General features: G+C 69.8%; 12 protein-coding genes and 1 tRNA gene. 3 read left to right on the forward strand and 10 right to left on the reverse strand.

Annotated elements, in window-relative coordinates; translation table 11 throughout:
• Positions 1 to 4: 4 nt before the first annotated feature.
• From WBG06_RS18575 to WBG06_RS18590, 4 genes are read right to left on the reverse strand one after another with little or no spacing between them, the layout of a single operon-like run.
• Positions 5 to 667, reverse strand: coding sequence for a response regulator transcription factor (locus tag WBG06_RS18575; protein WP_336738437.1), 663 nt, complete (start codon positions 665 to 667; stop codon positions 5 to 7).
• Positions 661 to 4,161, reverse strand: coding sequence for a thiol reductant ABC exporter subunit CydD (cydD, locus tag WBG06_RS18580; protein ID WP_336738438.1), 3,501 nt, complete (start codon positions 4,159 to 4,161; stop codon positions 661 to 663). The genes WBG06_RS18575 and cydD overlap by 7 nt, the downstream gene beginning before the upstream one ends.
• Position 4,162: 1 nt before the next feature.
• Positions 4,163 to 5,164 carry a cytochrome d ubiquinol oxidase subunit II gene (gene cydB, locus WBG06_RS18585; protein WP_336738439.1) on the reverse strand — a complete coding sequence of 334 codons (1,002 nt, stop codon included), beginning with the start codon at positions 5,162 to 5,164 and terminating at the stop codon, positions 4,163 to 4,165.
• A gap of 10 nt (positions 5,165 to 5,174) precedes the next feature.
• Entirely contained in the window at positions 5,175 to 6,644 is a 1,470-nt protein-coding gene (locus tag WBG06_RS18590; RefSeq protein WP_336738440.1) for a cytochrome ubiquinol oxidase subunit I, read from the reverse strand.
• 569 nt (positions 6,645 to 7,213) lie between these two features.
• On the opposite strand from WBG06_RS18590, the gene WBG06_RS18595 reads away from it, so the two are divergent.
• Entirely contained in the window at positions 7,214 to 9,778 is a 2,565-nt protein-coding gene (locus WBG06_RS18595) for a helix-turn-helix transcriptional regulator (RefSeq protein ID WP_336738441.1), read from the forward strand.
• Here the strand turns inward: WBG06_RS18595 and WBG06_RS18600 are convergent.
• Together WBG06_RS18600 and WBG06_RS18605 are read right to left on the reverse strand one after the other, a co-directional pair.
• The gene (locus tag WBG06_RS18600) at positions 9,739 to 10,050 is read right to left on the reverse strand and encodes a hypothetical protein (RefSeq protein ID WP_336738442.1); all 312 of its coding nucleotides are present in this window, start codon (positions 10,048 to 10,050) and stop codon (positions 9,739 to 9,741) included. The genes WBG06_RS18595 and WBG06_RS18600 overlap by 40 nt on opposite strands.
• 112 nt (positions 10,051 to 10,162) lie before the next feature.
• The gene (locus tag WBG06_RS18605; RefSeq protein ID WP_336738443.1) at positions 10,163 to 11,563 is read right to left on the reverse strand and encodes a cystathionine beta-synthase; all 1,401 of its coding nucleotides are present in this window, start codon (positions 11,561 to 11,563) and stop codon (positions 10,163 to 10,165) included.
• Positions 11,564 to 11,650: 87 nt separating this feature from the next.
• On the opposite strand from WBG06_RS18605, the gene WBG06_RS18610 reads away from it, so the two are divergent.
• Positions 11,651 to 12,673 carry an SGNH/GDSL hydrolase family protein gene (locus WBG06_RS18610; RefSeq protein WP_336738444.1) on the forward strand — a complete coding sequence of 341 codons (1,023 nt, stop codon included), beginning with the start codon at positions 11,651 to 11,653 and terminating at the stop codon, positions 12,671 to 12,673.
• A gap of 216 nt (positions 12,674 to 12,889) precedes the next feature.
• Here the strand turns inward: WBG06_RS18610 and WBG06_RS18615 are convergent, their stop codons facing one another.
• Positions 12,890 to 13,738, reverse strand: coding sequence for a Bax inhibitor-1/YccA family protein (locus WBG06_RS18615; protein WP_336738445.1), 849 nt, complete (start codon positions 13,736 to 13,738; stop codon positions 12,890 to 12,892).
• Positions 13,739 to 13,898: 160 nt separating this feature from the next.
• Positions 13,899 to 14,465, reverse strand: a complete 567-nt coding sequence (locus tag WBG06_RS18620; protein ID WP_336738446.1) for a TetR/AcrR family transcriptional regulator — start codon at positions 14,463 to 14,465, stop codon at positions 13,899 to 13,901.
• Between the two features lie 71 nt (positions 14,466 to 14,536).
• On the opposite strand from WBG06_RS18620, the gene WBG06_RS18625 reads away from it, so the two are divergent.
• Positions 14,537 to 16,033 carry an MFS transporter gene (locus WBG06_RS18625; RefSeq protein ID WP_336738447.1) on the forward strand — a complete coding sequence of 499 codons (1,497 nt, stop codon included), beginning with the start codon at positions 14,537 to 14,539 and terminating at the stop codon, positions 16,031 to 16,033.
• Between the two features lie 10 nt (positions 16,034 to 16,043).
• On the opposite strand, the gene WBG06_RS18630 is transcribed toward WBG06_RS18625, so the two are convergent.
• Positions 16,044 to 16,120, reverse strand: a tRNA-Leu gene (locus WBG06_RS18630).
• 17 nt (positions 16,121 to 16,137) lie between these two features.
• Positions 16,138 to 16,674, reverse strand: a complete 537-nt coding sequence (gene def / locus WBG06_RS18635; RefSeq protein WP_336738448.1) for a peptide deformylase — start codon at positions 16,672 to 16,674, stop codon at positions 16,138 to 16,140.
• Positions 16,675 to 16,682: the final 8 nt, after the last annotated feature.

Below are 16,682 nucleotides of genomic sequence, written 5' to 3' on the forward strand. Positions count from 1 at the left end.
GGTGCTACTGACCCCGGCGGGGGTGAAGAAGATCCTTGGCCATCAGCGCCGCCTGGGTGCGCCGCTGCACGCCCAGCTTGGCCAGGATGCTGGAGACGTAGTTCTTGACCGTCTTCTCGGCCAGGAACATCCGGCCGGCGATCTCACGGTTGGTCAGGCCCTCGCCGATGAGCGCGAGCAGGCGCTTCTCCTGAGGGGTGAGCGCCTGCATCTGCGGCGAGTCACCGTCGGGGTTACGCATCTTCTCCATGACCTTCGCGGTCATCAGCGGGTCGAGCAGCGAGCCGCCGCCCGAGACGGTGCGGATCGCCTCGACCAGGTCGTTGCCGCGGATGTCCTTGAGGACGTAGCCCTTCGCTCCCGCCATGATCGCCGAGAAGAGCGCCTCGTCATCGTCATAGGAGGTCAGGATGAGGGCGAGCATGTCGGGGTAGGCGGCCCGGACCTCCCGGCAGACCTCGATCCCCGAACCGTCGGGGAGGCGGGCGTCGAGGACGCACACGTCCGGCTGGAGGCGGTCGATGTCCTCGCGCGCCTGAGCGGTGGTGCCGCCCTGGCCGACGACGGCGATGTCGTCATGGCTGTCGAGCAGCGTCGTGAGCCCTTGGCGCACGACCTCGTGGTCGTCGAGCAGGTAGACCCGGATCGTCCTTGTCTCGGTCAACACCGTCTCACTTCCCCCATTCGTCGAAGGGAGACCACGGTATCGGTCAACCCCAGTCCGGTCGATGTGTGAGTGATCCACAGTACGGTTTTCGTGCCGCCCTGCGGACCGGCTCCCGCCTCAACCGTCGGGCCATCCTCCCGCGCGAGCACCTCCAGCGCCAGTGACTCGGCGGTCGAGGTGTCCAGATGAGCCAAAGGTTCATCCAGAACCAGGACCTTGTGCCCGGCCAGCAGCGACCTCGCCACCGCGAGCCGGGCCCGTTCGCCACCCGAGACCTGGGCCGCGCCGTCGCCGAGCCTGGTCTGCAGTCCTTCTGGAAGGGCGTCGAGCCAGTCGCCCAGGTGCGCCCGCCTGATCGCCTGCTCGACCTCGCTGTCGGCGGCGTCGGGCCGGGCCAGGCGGACGTTCTCGACGAGGCTGGAGGCGAAGACGTGCGGGTCGTCGTCGACGAGCCCGACGATCTTCCGTACGTCCTGGGGGGCCAGCTGCTTCGTCGGCCGGCCGCCGAGCGAGATGGTGCCGGTGTCCGGGTCGAGGAAGCGCAGCAGCAGTGCGGCCAGGGTGCTCTTCCCGGAGCCGGACGGGCCGACGATGCCGATCCGTGCACCCGGTTCGGCGTGCAGGTCCGGGATCTCGACGACCTGGCCGTCGCCGGGATCGACCGTGACGCCCGTGGTCGTGATCGTGGTGTCGTCGGGCAGCTGCTCCGGGTGCTCCGGGGACCGAACCGCCGGGAGCCGGCTGGTGAGCTCGTCGAGACGGCGCTGCGCGGCGCGGGTGCGAGCCTTGGCAGCGCCGGCGTCGGCGAGGGTCGCCGCGGGCTCGGCCAGCGCGAGCGGGACGAGGGCGAGCAGAGCGAGCATCGGACCGTCGCTGGTCATCGCGTAGGCGGCCGTCCCGGCAACGGCAGCGCCGGCGGCGACCAGCACGATGGCCTTGGCGATCGAGGCGGCCGCGGATGCGGTGACGGTGGCCCTGGTGGCGGTGCGCGCCAGGTCGTCGAGGGTGTTCAGCACCGGCTCGCTCGCCTGCCACATCCGGCGCTCCGTCGCCGTCTGGGTCGCCTCCACCACCTGCTCGGACACCCTTGCCCGCACCGTGACCGAGATGCTCTCGGCGCGTGCTGCACCTGCGTACGCGATCCCGAAGGCGGCCCCCGCCGCCAGCACCGTGGCCGTCGTGAAGGCCGCGGCGATCGGGTCGATGAGCGTGGTGGCCAGGACCGCGAGAGCCGCGACGACCGCGTACTCCCGCACCGGGAGCCGCACCCGCAGCTCCTCGTCGAGCACCGCGTCGACATCGTCGACGACGCTCGCCAGCACGTCCCCGCGGCGTCCGGGGATCGCGCCGGGCACCAGCGGCACCAACGCGTCGTAGATCTCCACCCGGCGTCGCGCGAGCAGCCGCAGCGCGCTGTCGTGGGACCAGAGCCGCTCCAGGTAGCGCAGCACCGGCCGCGCGATCCCGAACGTACGCACCCCCACCATCGCCGCCACCAGCGTCAGGATCACCGGATGGTACGACGCCTTGATGATCAGCCACCCCGCCAGCGCCGTCAGCGCCACCCCCGACGCCCAGCTCAGCCCGCCGACCACCGCAGCCCCCCACAGCGCAGCTCTCGCCGAACCGTCACCCCCGTCGGCCGAACCGTCACCCCGGACGGCCGAACCGTCACCCCGGACGGCCGAACCGTCACCCCGGACGGCCGAAGCGTCACTCCGGTCGGCCGAAGTGTCACTCCGGTCGGCCGAAGTGTCACTGGTTGCCGCCTCGGCCGACGCAAGCGACTTCTCGGCCGACGCGGCTGACGTCTCGGCCGACGCGGGCGACGTCTCGGCAGAGAGAGTGATGACCTGGTCGGCGATGTCGATGAGCGCCTGGCGGTGGGCGACGAGGACGACCGCGCGGTCGCGGGCGAGGTCGGTGACGGTGTCGGCGATGATCCGTTCGGTGTCGGGGTCGAGGTGGGCGGTGGGCTCGTCGAGAAGGACCCAGGGGCGATCGGAGAGTACGACGCGGGCCAGCGCCAACCGCGCTCGCTCCCCCGCGGAGAGGGATCGGCCGTCCTCGGCCAGGTCGGCGCCGAGACCACCCGGGAGCTCGGCGATCCGGTCGGCGAGGGCGACCCGCTTGAGCACCTGCCACAGGTCGCTCTCGGAGGCCTCCGGCGAGCCCAGGCGCAGGTTGTCGGCGATCGTCCCGCTGACGAACACCGGGCGCTGCGGCAGATAGGCGAACCGCTCGCGCCACTCGTCTCCCGCCGCCGGGCTCTGCCCGTCGAGCTCCACGGCACCTGCGTACGTCTCGTGGAGTCCGGCGACGACCGCCAGCAACGTCGACTTCCCGCAGCCGCTGGGGCCGACGATCGCCGTGACGCCTCCGTCCGGGATCGTCGCCGAGACGGGCATCAGTGCCGGCCGCTCACGTCCCGGATACGTGAGTCCCACATCCTCGAGGACCATGCCGAGGCGTCGCTCGCGTCGGCCGAGATGGCAATCGGTGACGTCTCGGCCGACGCCAGTGACGTCTCGGCCGACGGCGCTGACGTCTCGGCCGACGCTGCCGACGTCTCGGGAGAGGTCGGCGGTGGCCTCGAGCGTGGCGGTGCCTTCCGCCGCGGCGTGGAACTCCGACCCCATCCGCCGCAGCGGCCAGTAGGCCTCGGGGGCGAGGAGCAGGACCACGAGCGCGGTCTGCAGGTCGACGGAGCCGGCGGCGAGGCGTACGCCGATGATGACCGCCACCAGGGCGACGGAGATGGTGGCGACGAGCTCGAGCACCGCCGAGGAGGCGAAGGCGATCTTCAGGGTCTCGAGGGTGCGGCGGCGGTAGCGGTCGGTGATCGTGGCGATGACCCGCGACTGCGCCCGCGCGCGGCCGAAGGCAACCAGGGTCGGCAGGCCCTTCATCACGTCGAGGAAGTGACCGGCCAAGGCGGCCATCGCTCGCCACTGGCTGGCCGCCTGGTCCCGCGTGGCGAGCCCGACCAGCACCCCGAAGATCGGGATCAGCGGCAGCGTGAGCCCCACGATGAGACCGCTGAGCGGGTCGGTCCAGGCGATGACGGCGAGGACCATGAGAGGCAGTACGCAGGCCAGGACCAGCGACGGCACATACCGGGTCAGATACGGCTCGGCGGCCGAGACCCCACGCGTCGCCAGCGCCGACAGCGACCCGGAGGCACCAGTTCGGCCGCGGAGGATCGCCCCCACCACCCGGCGTCGCAGATCCGCGCCGACGACACCGGCGGCCCGGGCACCGGCGACGTCGGAGATCACGCCGATCACCGCGCGACCGGCGAAGACGGCCACGACCGCCAGCGCCCAGCCGCTCACCGACCCCGTGCCGCGGATCGCGGAGATCAGCAGTCCGGTGACGGCGTACGTCTGGACGATCAGCAGCACCGCCCCCAGCACCCCCGCCGCGACCACCACGGCCAGCGGCCGACGGGCGACGATCAGCTGGGCTCGGAGGCGCGGGTCACTGGGACGCATGTCAATGCGCGGCGGGGATGTGGTGGATCGAGATCCGCTTGCGGAAGATCCAGTACGTCCAGGCCTGATAGCCCACCACGATCGGCGTGAACACCGCCGCGACGATCGTCATCAGCTTCAGCGTGTAGGGCGTGGCCGCCGCGTTCGTCGTCGTCAGCGAGTTGGCGACGTCGGTGGTCGAGGGCATCACGTCGGGGAAGAGCCCGACGAAGAGCCCCGCCACGGCGAGCCCGATCGCGAGGAAGGTGCCGGCGAAGGCGTATCCCTCCCGACCGACGTACGCAGCCCCGAGCCCGCCCACGAGCGCGAGCGCCGCCACGACGAAGACCACCGCGGTGGCCACGTTGCCGGTGAGCACCTGGGTCCAGACCAGGAACACGACGGCCAGCACGGCCGCCACGACCCCGACCTTGAGCGCCAGCGCGCGGGCCCGGCCACGGATCTCGCCGTCGGTCTTCAGCGCGATGAACATCGCGCCGTGGGTGACGAACAGCGACAGCGTGACCAGCCCGCCGAGGAGGCCATAGGGGTTGAGGAGCGTGAAGACCGTGCCGGTGAACTCGAAGTCGGCGTCGATCGGCACCCCGCGGACGATGTTGGCGAAGGCCACGCCCCACAGGAACGCCGGGACGTAGGACCCGAAGATCACCGCCCTGTCCCACCAGCCGGCCCAGGTCGCCGAGGGCCGCTGGTGGCGGTACTCGAAGGCGACCCCACGCACGATCAGCGCGATCAGAATCAGGAACAGCGGCAGGTAGAAGCCGGAGAACAGCGTCGCGTACCACTCCGGGAACGCCGCGAACGTCGCCCCGCCCGCGGTCAGCAGCCAGACCTCGTTGCCGTCCCAGACCGGGCCGATCGTGTTGATCATGACGCGCCGCTCACGGTCGTCGCGGGCCAGCACGGGCAGCAGCATCCCGACGCCGAAGTCGAAGCCCTCGAGGACGAAGTAGCCGATCCACAGCACCGCGATGAGGCAGAACCAGATTGTCGTGAGTTCCATCCCAGGCTCCTCAGTACGCGAAGTTCATCGGCTCGTCGGCATCCGAGTCGGAGCCGCGCAGGGTCGGGGAAGGCGGCTCGACGAACGGGTCGGGCCCCTTCTTCACGTACTTCATGAGCAGGCCGACCTCGATCACCGCGAGCACGGCGTAGAGGAGCGTGAACCCGATCAACGACATCCACACCTCCCACGGATCGACGCCCGGCGAGACGCCGTTGGCGGTGGTCAGCACACCGAAGACCACCCACGGCTGACGCCCCATCTCGGTGAAGATCCAGCCCATCGAGTTGCCGAGCAGCACCATCACCGGAGCCGAGATCGCCAGCGCGGGCAGGACCCGTCCGACGAATCCGGAAGGCGTACGCCCCTTGCGGGTCAGCCACAGGACCGCGAAGCCGACGAGGCTGCCGACCACGCCGAGCCCCATCATCCAGCGGAAGGTCCAGTAGGTGACCGGGATGTTGGGGGTGTAGTCGCCCGGCGAGTAGTAGGTCGCGCCCGGCGTCGAGCCGTACTTCTCCCGGTATTTCTCCTGCAGGTCGTAGATGCCCTCGACCTTGCCGTCGAAGGTGCCGGTGCCGAGGAAGGAGAGCACGCAGGGCACCTCGAGCGCCCACTTCTCGTGCTTCCCGTCGCGGGTGCCGATGGTCAGGATCGAGAACGGCGCACACGAGTCCGAGGTCTCCCACAGCGCCTCCGCGGCCGCCATCTTCATCGGCTGCACCTCGGTCATGATCTTGCCCTGGATGTCGCCGGAGACCGCCACGCCGATCCCGGAGATGGCCATCACCCACGCGGCGAGCACCATCCCGCGGCGATACATCGGACGCTCGGCGTTGTCCTTCCCCGGCCGGCGCAGGTAGAGCCAGCCGAGGATGCCGAGCATGAAGGCGGCCGAGGTGAGGTAGGCCGCGAGGATGACGTGCGGGAACGTGCCCAGCTGCACCTTGTTGACCATCACCGCCCAGAAGTCGGTGAGCTCGGCGCGACCGGTGACCTCGTTGAACGTGTAGCCGACCGGGTGCTGCATCCAGGAGTTGGCGGCGAGGATGAACCACGACGACGCCAGCGTGCCGAGGTGGACGATCCACATGCAGGCGTTGTGCAGCGCCCGCGGCAGCTTGTCCCACCCGAAGATCCACAGGCCGAGGAAGGTCGACTCCAGGAAGAAGGCGAGCAGCGCCTCGATCGCCAGCGGAGCCCCGAAGACGTCTCCCACGAAGCGGGAGTAGTCCGACCAGGTCATCCCGAACTGGAACTCCTGCACGATCCCGGTGACCACGCCGAGCGCGAAGTTGATCAGGAAGAGCTTGGCGAAGAACTTCGTCAGCCGCAGCCACTCAGGATTCTTCGTACGCAGCCAGATCGTCTCCAGCACGGCGACGAGCATGGTGAGTCCCACCGTGAGCGGGACGAACAGGAAGTGGTAGACGGTCACGATGCCGAACTGCCACCTGGCTAACTCCAGGACGCTGTCCACGTCAGCAACTATGTCACTGCCGCCCCACCCACCACAGCCACCCCTCCGAAGGGGTACGCAACTTGTGAGCCACCCCACGAGCAACGATGAATCCCCACAACAACCAGCGCTGGAGCGCTCCTCGTCTGGACTGACCAGAGCGAGGGAGCGAAGCGACTGAGCGGCGGGAAGGAAGACGAGGATCAAGCGAAGGCGCTCGCGAATTGCGAAGCAATCGCAAATAACACAGCCCGGCCGCCCTGGGCTCGAGGTCACGACCGCGGGGGGATGATCGCGACCTCGAGTCCGGGACGGCCGGGCTCTCAGCTCTTCGTGCCACCAGGGCCGCAATCAGATGGGGGAGCTGTTGCGGCGACCTGGTGTCACTCAGTGGTGCAGGCTGAGGCGTACCTCAGCCCGTGAGATCACTATCTCATCATCCGTGCCCATCCGTTGCGGTCTGGGACGGACTGTTTACGTACTGTAAACCGGCGGCTTGCGTATCAGCCGGGGCAATACGCGGGCGATACAGCGCCTCCACAGAAAATCGGGTAGGCATTTGGATGTACCTTGAGGGTGGGGTGGTGACCATGTCGGATCGAGAAGGCGTCTTGGCGCGGGCGGTCGACGAGGTCGCCGGCTACGTCGGAGCGGGCCTGAGCGTACATCTCGTGGGCCCTCGCGCCTCCGGGCGCAGCGAGCTCTGCTCCCTGGTCGCGGACCGGCTCGAGGACGACGGCCTGACGGTCCTCCAGGTCAGCGGTCACCGTGCCTGGCAGAACGAGCCGTTCGCCGCGCTGACCGTCGCCGGGATCGGTGGCGCGACCCCGGCCGGCCCTCGCCGCACGGTCGGCGAGATGACGGCGGCGCTGAGCAAGCAGCTCGGCCCGGGCACCGTCTTGGTGATCGATGACGCCGACGACCTCGACACCTACTCGGTCGGCGCGCTGCGCAACATCCAGCGCCAGCGCCGGCTCCTCGTCGTGACCAGCAGCCGTCACCAGCACCCCGTCGCCGAGAACACGTTGATGCTCGGGATCTCGCCGTCGGTGCAGGTGCGCACCCCGACGCTCGAGGTCGACGAGGTGCACGAGGAGTGCCGGTCGATCCTCGGCGGCCCGGTGGAGGCCGGGTCGCTCGCCCGGATCACGATGGCGACCGGCGGGCTGATCGGCCTGGTCCGGGCCATCGCCACCGTCGGCCCACGGGCCGGGGTGCTCGAGCAGCTCGACGGGCTGTGGCGGCTGCCGCGGCGTACGGGCTGGGCTCCGGAGCTGGCCTCGGCCGTCGAACCGCTCGTCGCCGGGCTCGACCAGAACGCCTGGGACGGCGCGACCGCGCTCGCGGTGACCGGGCCGGTGCCCTTGGACGAGGCGGAGAAGCTGCTCGAGCGCAGCGTGCTCGATGCCCTCTTCGCGCACGGGCTGGCTCGCCACAGCGAGGACGGCCCGGGCAGCGGCGTCGTCGGTCTCTACCCGCCCCTCATCGGCGACTATCTGATCACCGAGGGATCGGCGTTCGGGCTGGTGATCGCGCGCAACCATCTCGCCACCGAACAACGTCTTCTCGACTACACCACCCACCGGCCGCGTGGCGCCGACGCAGCCCTGCTCCACCAGCGCTCGCTGCGCCAGGTGGCCGACGCCGCCGACCGCGCGCGCCGCGCCTGGAACGAGATGCCCATCCCCGAGACGGCGCTGCCGCTGCTCATCGCTCTTCGCAACGCGGCCGCACCCCACGACCAGATCGAGGAGGTCGAGCGGCGTACACCACTGACCGACACCCAGGAGTCGGCCTGGATGCTGACCTGGTTCGCCGAGTGGAAGACCGTCCAGCTCGGCGACCTGGCGGCAGCGAAGGCGGTGCTCGACGAGGGTGTGAACCGGTTGCCCACCTTCGTCGCGACGCTCGAGGCCGCTCGGGCGCATCTGGAGTTCCAGACCGAGTACGTCCCCGACGTACCCGCCGTCGAGCCGGACCCCCGTGACACGGTCGGCCCGGAGATCCTCGGCGTCGTCGCCGCCGAACGGAGTCTCTCCGCCGGGCTCGTCGAGCAGGCGCGCAACCTGCTGGAGAGCCAGCAGCCGCACAATCCCTACACCGTCGGCCAGCATGCCTTCCTCGTCGGCCTGGCGGACATCCTCGGCGGCGACCTCGACCGCGGTGTCGCCTACGCCCAAGATCAGCTCGAGGCGGCCAACCAGAGCGCGAACGCCACCCTCATCCAGGCCTTCACCTACCTCTGCGTGCTCGGGCTGAGCATCTCCGGCCGGCTCACCGAGGCGAGCCAGGTCGCTTTCCGCACCCTCTCGTCGTCGAGTGCGGCCGCTCACCGCAACCTCGCCCAGACCGGCATCCTGACCCTGGGCGCCGAGATCGCGATGGCACAGGGGCGACCGGAGTACGCGCGCAGCCTCGCCTCGCAGATCGCCGGCGCGAAGGTCCCGCTCGGTCCGTGGCCAGGCATGGTGGCCGGCATCATGGCCCCCGCCAGCGGCCGGATGCCGAGTCTCAAGGAGCTCTGCGAGCTCGTCGGCCAGCGGCTCGACGCCGGCTACATCACCGGCGGGGTCTTCCTCGCTGTCGAGGCCGTCGAGCGCGGCGCCAACGTCAACAAGCACATCACCCGGGCCAGCGACCTCGCCGCGGACACCGAGAGCCCGCTGCTGCAAGGCCTGGGAGCGTACGTCGCGGCCACCGCCGCCGGCGACATCGCCGGTCTCCGCGAGGCGATCGTGACCCTCGCCGACGCCGGCGCCCTCGTCTTCGTGACCCGAGCCGCCATCTCGCTCGCCATCCTCCAGCGCGAGGCCGGCGACCACACCGAGGCGGCGGAGACCCTCGACATGGCGTGGGAGCGGTCCGAGATCTCCGGGAGCCGAGCCGGCATGTTCGGCCGCGCGGTGACCCACATCGGGCTCTCCGCCCGCGAGAGCGAGGTGCTGCGGCTGCTCCCGGACGGCCCGACCACCGCCTCGTTGGCCGCCGACCTGGAGATGAGCACGCGCACCGTCGAGACCCACCTGCACAACATCAGCCGAAAGACCGGTGTCTCCGGCCGCGAGGACCTCGCCCGGGTGGCGAGCACCTGGCTCCGGCCGGCTCCGAGCGGTGACTACTCAGCCGACGACAGGCACTTCACCAGCGGGTCGTAGAGCTCCTTGCTGGCCTGTTGGTCGGCCTTCGAGAGATCTTCCGGGCTGATCGTCGCGACGTCCTCGGCCTCGACCAGCAGCCGCACCGCCTCGTCGGAGAGGTCCGACTCGTAGTAGGTCTTCGCCAGGCATGCGGCCTGCTCGTCGGTCACCTGGTCGCCGCTGCTCGTGGCGATCACGCCCTCGATGTCCTCGACGCTGGGCCGGTCGCCGTCACTGCTGCTGTCGCCGCCACCGCAGGCCGCCAGGATGAACACCGAGATCACAGACACCGCGGCAGTCGCAACCAGGCGGTCGCGTCTGCCTCGGCGGTGGGGGTTCGCCATCATGACGACGAATCATGACGTACGCGGTCCCCCACCGCTATTCCGGACTCGGCCGGACTCAGGAGCTGGTCAGGAAGAAGAGCAGGTCCTGGCGGGTGAGGACGCCGACAGGCTTGCCGTCCTCGTGCACCAGCAGCGCGTCGGAGCTCCCCAGCGTGTGGGCGGCCTCCTGGGCGCCGACGCCGGAGCCGATGGAGGGCAGCGGCGGGGACATGTGCTCCTCGACCGGGTCGGTGAGCTTGGCCTTGCCGGTGAACAGGGCGTCCAGCAGGGTCCGCTCCGAGACCGAGCCGGCGACCTCCGCAGCCACGATCGGGGGCTCGGCCCGCACGACGGGCATCTGCGAGACGCCGTACTCCTGCAGGATGTGCACCGCCTCGGCGATCGTCTCGCCGGGGTGGGTGTGGACCAGGTCGGGCAGCCGGCCGGACTTGCCGCGCAGCACGTCGCCCACGGTCTGCTTGGCCGCCTCGCCGGTCGCGAAGCCGTACTGCGCCAGCCACTCGTCGTTGAACACCTTGGTCAGGTAGCCGCGGCCGGAGTCGGGCAGCAGCACGACGATCACGGCGTTCTCGCCCTCGGGGGTGCCGGCCAGCTCCTCGGCGAGCTGCTTGGCGGCGTACGCAGCCATGCCGGCGCTGCCGCCGACGAGCAGCTGCTCCTCGCGGGCGAGCCGGCGGGTGTAGGCGAAGGAGTCGGCGTCGGAGACCTCGATGATCCGGTCGGCGACACCCCGGTCGTAGGTCTCCGGCCAGAAATCCTCGCCGACACCCTCGACCAGGTAGGGCCGACCGCTGCCGCCGGAGTAGACGGACCCCGCCGGATCAGCGCCGATGATCTTCACCTCAGGGTTCTGCTCCTTGAGGTAGCGGCCGATCCCGGAGATCGTGCCGCCGGTGCCGACGCCGGCGACGAAGTGGGTGATCTTGCCTTCGGTCTGGCGCCAGATCTCCGGGCCGGTCTCCTCGTAGTGGGAGCGCGGGTTGTTGGGGTTGGCGTACTGGTTCGGCTTCCAGGCGCCCGGCTGGCTCGCGAGCCGGTCGGAGACGTTGTAGTAGGAGTCGGGGTGCTCGGGCGGCACCGCCGTGGGCGCGACGACGACCTCGGCGCCATAGGCCTTCAGCACGTTGCGCTTGTCCTCGCTGACCTTGTCGGGGCAGACGAAGATGCACTTGTAGCCCTTCTGTTGGGCGACCATCGCCAGGCCGACACCGGTGTTGCCGGAGGTGGGCTCGACGATCGTCCCGCCGGGCTGCAGCTCACCGGAGGCCTCGGCCGCCTCGATCATCCGGGTGGCGATGCGGTCCTTCACCGAACCGCCCGGATTGAGGTATTCCACCTTGGCCAGAACCAACGGCCCCTCCCCCGGTCCGGACGCGCCTGCGCCGTCCAGTGCACGCCCGAGCCGCACGAGCGGAGTGTTGCCGATCAGGTCGAGAAGCGAGTCCACGTACTCCATGTCGACAGCGTAGGTCCACTAGGTGAGATCCCCTATATCCCGATACGGAGTGCCCGGTATGGGGTCGAAGACTTTAGAGTGTTCCCCGTGGCGAAGAAGAGTCTGGCGCGCAAGACCGCGTACGCCGGCGGGGGTGTCCTGGCCGCGACGGCCGCGTTTGCCGGGGTCCTCGTCGCGGAAGCGGCGCTCGCCGTCCGCGCGACCCACCAGGTCAAGATGCCCGTGGCTCCCTCGCCGACGGGGTGGTACGGCGCCCGTCACCCAGGACGGCCGATCAACATCGCCCTGCTCGGCGACTCCAGCGCCGCGGGCTACGGGATGACCGAGGTCGAGGACACCCCTGGCGCTGTGCTCGCCTCCGGCGTCTCCGAGAAGGCACACCGCCCGGTGCGGCTGCACGACCTCTCCGAGATCGGCGCCAAGTCCTCCGACCTGCACCCGCAGGTCGAGAAGGCGATCGCCGCCGACGCCGACATCGCCGTCATCCTGGTCGGCTCCAACGACGTGATCCGCCGGGTGCGCCCGCGGGTCGCGGTGAGCCACCTCGCCCAGGCCGTGATCCGGCTCCAGGAATCGGGGGTCAAGGTGCTCGTCGGGACCGTCCCCGACCTCAGCACGGCCACCCCGATCCTGCCGCCGCTGCGCTCGATCATGCGGGCCTGGTCGATCCGGATCGCCGCCGGGCAGATGTTCCACGTCGTCCGCGCGGGGGGCCACACCGTGTCGCTGGGTGACGTCCTCGGTCCGGCCTTCAAGGCCACCCCGGCGTTCTGGTTCGGCGCCGACCTGTTCCACCCCTCCGCCGCCGGCTACCACGCCCTCGGCGAGGTACTGGTCCCACCGACCCTCTCCGTCCTCGGCCTCGTCGGCGACGAGGACGCCATCCTGGCGACCTACAACGGCAAGCAGGTCATGCCGCTCGCCGCTGCCTCCCTGCGCGCCGTCATCCGCCCGGGCACCGAGATCGACCCCGCTCCGCGGCCTCGGGGTCGCTTCGGCCGCAACTGGGCCCGCGCTCGCTCCTTCGAGAACGAGCAGCGTGAGCCGCGTCGTGGCGAGCGGCCGGCCGAGACTCCGCCGCTTGCGGAGCGGCAGCACGCCCAGCGCTGACCCCTCCTGACGAGGCGTCACCCGCGCCGGCCGAAGCGTCACCCGCGTCGGCCGAGGCGTCACCCGCGTCGGCCGAGGCGTCAGGTACGTCGGTCGAGATGGCATCAGTCTGCCAACTCGGCCGACCTAGCTGACGCCTCGGCCGACCTGGCTGACGCTTCGGCAAAATCAGAACTGCCCCGCTCCGGTCGGAGCGGGGCAGTTCTGGTAGCTAGATCAGTCCTGCTGGAAGATCGCCAGGAGGCGGAGCAGGTTGGTGTAGATCCAGACGAGGCTGACGGTCAGGCCGAAGACGGCGCGCCACGACTCACGCTCAGGGAGCTGGGCGCGGACGCCCTGCTCGATCTGGTCGAAGTCGAGGATCAGCATGAACACACCGAGCACCAGGCCGGCGACGGCGGTGAGCAGGCCGAGCGTGCCGAAGCCGAAGAGGCCGAAGCTCGCACCGAACATGCCGAGCACGAGCTCCATCAGACTCAGGCCCACCATGCCGAACATGGCTGCGATCACGAAGGTGCGGAACTTGTTGCCGACCTTGATGTTGAAGAACTTGTAGGCGGCCAGCGTGCCGGCGAACGCGGCGAAGGTGCCGATCACGGCCTGGACGACGATGCCGCCACCGAACAGGGCGTCGAACGTCTTGCTCAGCGCACCCAGGGCGACGCCCTCGGCGACCGCGAACGCCAGCACCAGAGCCGGGCTGATGATCCGCTTGAACGAGTTGACCAGGGACAGGATGAAGGCGGCACCGGCACCGAGGGTCGCCGCCATGTAGAGCGGCGCGAGGTTGGCGCCGGACTCGATGTCGGGGGTCATCACCCAGGTCGCGATCGCGGTGAGGACGACGACACCGAGCGTGATCGCACCCTTCTGCACCACGGAGTCGATCGTCATGGGGGCGCCCGTGGTGGGGGCCTGAGGGCCGCCCGTCGACCACTGGCTCGGGTCCTGCCCGTAGCCGGCGTACGGAGCCCCGTTGCCAGCGTAGGTCGCGTTGCCGTAGGCGTTCTGCGACGGCTGCCCGAAGCCCTCCGACCGACGGAACACCGGGTTGTTGCTCTGCATGGTTTGGTCTCTCCTCGAAAGGCCTGACGAGCGCCGGTCGGCGCCGTGTCGTGGTGCCAGTCTAGGCACGCTATGTCTCAGTAAACGAGGGAGCCCGCGAACTCGTTCCCAGCAGAGGGCAATCGGTGCTGAGGTATCAGCCACACCCGGAGAAATCCGCTCAGCGCGGACCCACCAGCGACCGGAGAGCGGCCGTGACGTCGCCTGCAGAGTAGGTCGCTGCCGGATCGAGGAGCCACTGCAGCGCGGTGCCGTTGATGATCGCCAGGACGAGCGAGCCCAGGTGGCGCCCGGTCTCGTCGACGCTGTCCGGCTCGATGCCGAGCAGCATCGCCGCCACGCTGCGGCGGGCCTCCTCATAGGTCTCCGCGAGCTGCTCACGCACCTCCGGCACGAACTCTGCCTCGGCGAACGCCTGAACGCTGGCCACGATCATGGCGCGATGCTGCGCCGACGTCGTCAGGAAGCCGGACAGGAAGGTCTCCAGTCGTTCGATCGGATCTCCGCTCGCCGAGGCCACCTCTGCCTGGTCGAGCGCGGTGCCCCACTCGTCGAAGGACTCCAGGATGGCCGCGTTGAGCAGCGCCTCCTTCGAGCCGAAGTGATATCCGATGGCGGCGAGGTTGGCACCTGAGGCGGCGGTGATGTCGCGCGCGGTCGTCCGCGAGTAGCCCTTCTCGGCGATGCACTGCTTCGCCCCGGCGAGGAGATCCTGACGCTGACCCATGAGCCCACTCTAACCGTCGGCTGGGACATCCGTCTTGTACAAATGTATTAGACGTATGTACATTGGCCCGCATGACGACGACCACCTCACCTCCGCGCGCCACCGTGCGCGACTGGCTCGGCATGTCCGTGCTGGTGCTCCCAGCGCTGCTCGCCTCGATGGACCTGTCGGTCCTGTTCATGGCCTCACCGTGGATCAGCGCCGATCTCGAGCCCACGGCCAGCCAGCATCTGTGGATCATGGACATCTACGGCTTCATGATGGCCGGGCTGCTCATCACCATGGGGAGCGTCGGCGACCGCATCGGCCGCAGACGTCTGCTCATGCTCGGCGCCGTCGCGTTCGGCACGGCGTCGGTCGTGGCCGCCCTCGCCTCCAGCGCGGAGATGCTCATCGCCGCCCGCGCGCTGCTCGGCTTCGGCGGAGCGACCCTCGCCCCGTCGACGCTGTCGCTCATCCGAGGCATGTTCCTCGACGAGAACCAACGCCGCACGGCCGTGGGCATCTGGACGGGCGCGTTCACCGGAGGCATCGCCGTAGGCCCGATCGTGGGCGGCTTCCTGCTGGAGCACTTCCACTGGGGATCGGTGTTCCTCATCAACGTGCCGGTGATGATCCTGCTGCTCGTCGCCGCACCGCTCATCATCAGCGAGTCGCGCGACCCCGAGCCGGGGCCCTTCGACGTCCTCGGGGCTGTCCTCTCGCTCGCCGCGGTGCTTCCGATCATCTACGGCGTGAAGAAGATCGCCGAGAGCGGCGCCGCATGGCCGTCGGTCGCCGCACTGCTGGTCGGCGTGGTCTTCGCTGGGGCCTTCGTCCTCAGACAGCGGACCGCGTCGCACCCGATGATCGACGTCCGGCTGTTCGCCCGGCCCGCGTTCAGTGGATCCATCCTCGTCAACGCCGTCGTCGTCTTCGCCACCGCCGGCATGGGACTGCTCGCGGTGACCTTCATGCAGACGGTCCTCGGCCTGGCCCCGCTCACAGCTGCGCTCTGGATGCTGCCCACCGTGGGCGGCAGCTTCGTCGGTGTCGCGATCGCCTCGCTGCTCGCCCGCACCATTCGCCCCGCGACCCTCGTCACGGGCGGACTCTTGATCTCCGCAGGCGGCTTCGCCGTCATCAGCCTGGTGACCCCCGACTCCCCCGTCGGGCTCCTGATCGCTGCGTACACCACCTTGACGCTCGGTGTCGGTATGACGGCCACCATCGTCACCTCGCTCGTGCTCACGACCGCACCCCCTGAGCGGGCCGGTGCCGCCTCCGCCCTCGCCGAGACCAGCAGCGAGTTCGGCGGGGCGCTCGGGATCGCCGTCCTCGGCACCATCGCCGGAACCAGCTATCGCAACGCCATGGCCGCGACCCCGGTCCCCGGCGCGGACGACACGATCGGCGCCGCGGTGGCCGTCGCACAGGACCTTCCCCGAGCGGTTGCCGAACCGTTGCTACGACAGGCGTTCGACGCCTTCACCGAAGGCTTCGCCCTCGCAGCGCTGCTCGGCGCGGCCGTCCTGGTCCTCGCTGCGATCGGTGCCGGGATCACCCTCCGCAGGGTCACCGCCGAGTAGGCGAAGGACGTGGTGCCCCGGGTGGGACTCGAACCCACATCTGGACGAGTTTAAGTCGTCATCCTCTGCCAGTTGGGACACCGGGGCTCGCGCAAACCCTAGCGTCATAAGTACGTCTGGCGCTGGTGAAGCGCGTGCGCACCGGCGACCCGGTCGATGAAGAGGAGGCCGTCGGTGTGGTCGATCTCGTGCTGCAGGCAGCGGGCCTCGAAGGCGTCGGTGACGATCTCGACGGTCTCGCCGGTGACCGGGAGCTGGCCGCGTACCTTCAGCCGGGAGGCCCGCTTCACGTCGCCGGTCAGGTCGGGGACGGACATGCAGCCTTCGCGCGCCTTCTCGTTACGGCTCGCCTCGACGACCGCGGCGTTGCACAGGACGTACGTCCCGTGGTGGGTCTTCGTCTTGACGTGGGTGGAGACGTCGACGCAGAAGATCCGGGCCGAGACCCCGACCTGGTCGGCAGCCAGGCCGACGCAGCCGGGTGAGACCCGCATCGTGGCGATCAGGTCGGCGGCCAGCTGGATGATCTCGGGGGCGGTCGGATCGACGTCCTTGCCGGGCACGGAGAGGACGTGGGCGGGGGCACGTACGACATCGAGGACCTTGCCCTCGACCCCCAGCTCCGCCTCGGTCCAGGACAAGACTCGTT

Origin of the sequence: Nocardioides sp. CCNWLW239 (assembly GCF_037137035.1) — a bacterium.
Lineage (GTDB): Bacteria > Actinomycetota > Actinomycetes > Propionibacteriales > Nocardioidaceae > Nocardioides.

What these genes read in the sequence shown, in the direction of transcription:
- WBG06_RS18615 (WP_336738445.1), bottom strand. Translation starts at nt 13,738, where the DNA reads ATGCAGAGCAACAACCCGGTGTTCCGTCGGTCGGAGGGCTTCGGGCAG.
- cydB (WP_336738439.1), bottom strand. Translation starts at nt 5,164, where the DNA reads ATGGAACTCACGACAATCTGGTTCTGCCTCATCGCGGTGCTGTGGATC.
- WBG06_RS18595 (WP_336738441.1), top strand. Translation starts at nt 7,214, where the DNA reads ATGTCGGATCGAGAAGGCGTCTTGGCGCGGGCGGTCGACGAGGTCGCC.
- cydD (WP_336738438.1), bottom strand. Translation starts at nt 4,161, where the DNA reads ATGCGTCCCAGTGACCCGCGCCTCCGAGCCCAGCTGATCGTCGCCCGT.
- WBG06_RS18620 (WP_336738446.1), bottom strand. Translation starts at nt 14,465, where the DNA reads ATGGGTCAGCGTCAGGATCTCCTCGCCGGGGCGAAGCAGTGCATCGCC.
- WBG06_RS18605 (WP_336738443.1), bottom strand. Translation starts at nt 11,563, where the DNA reads ATGGAGTACGTGGACTCGCTTCTCGACCTGATCGGCAACACTCCGCTC.
- WBG06_RS18625 (WP_336738447.1), top strand. Translation starts at nt 14,537, where the DNA reads ATGACGACGACCACCTCACCTCCGCGCGCCACCGTGCGCGACTGGCTC.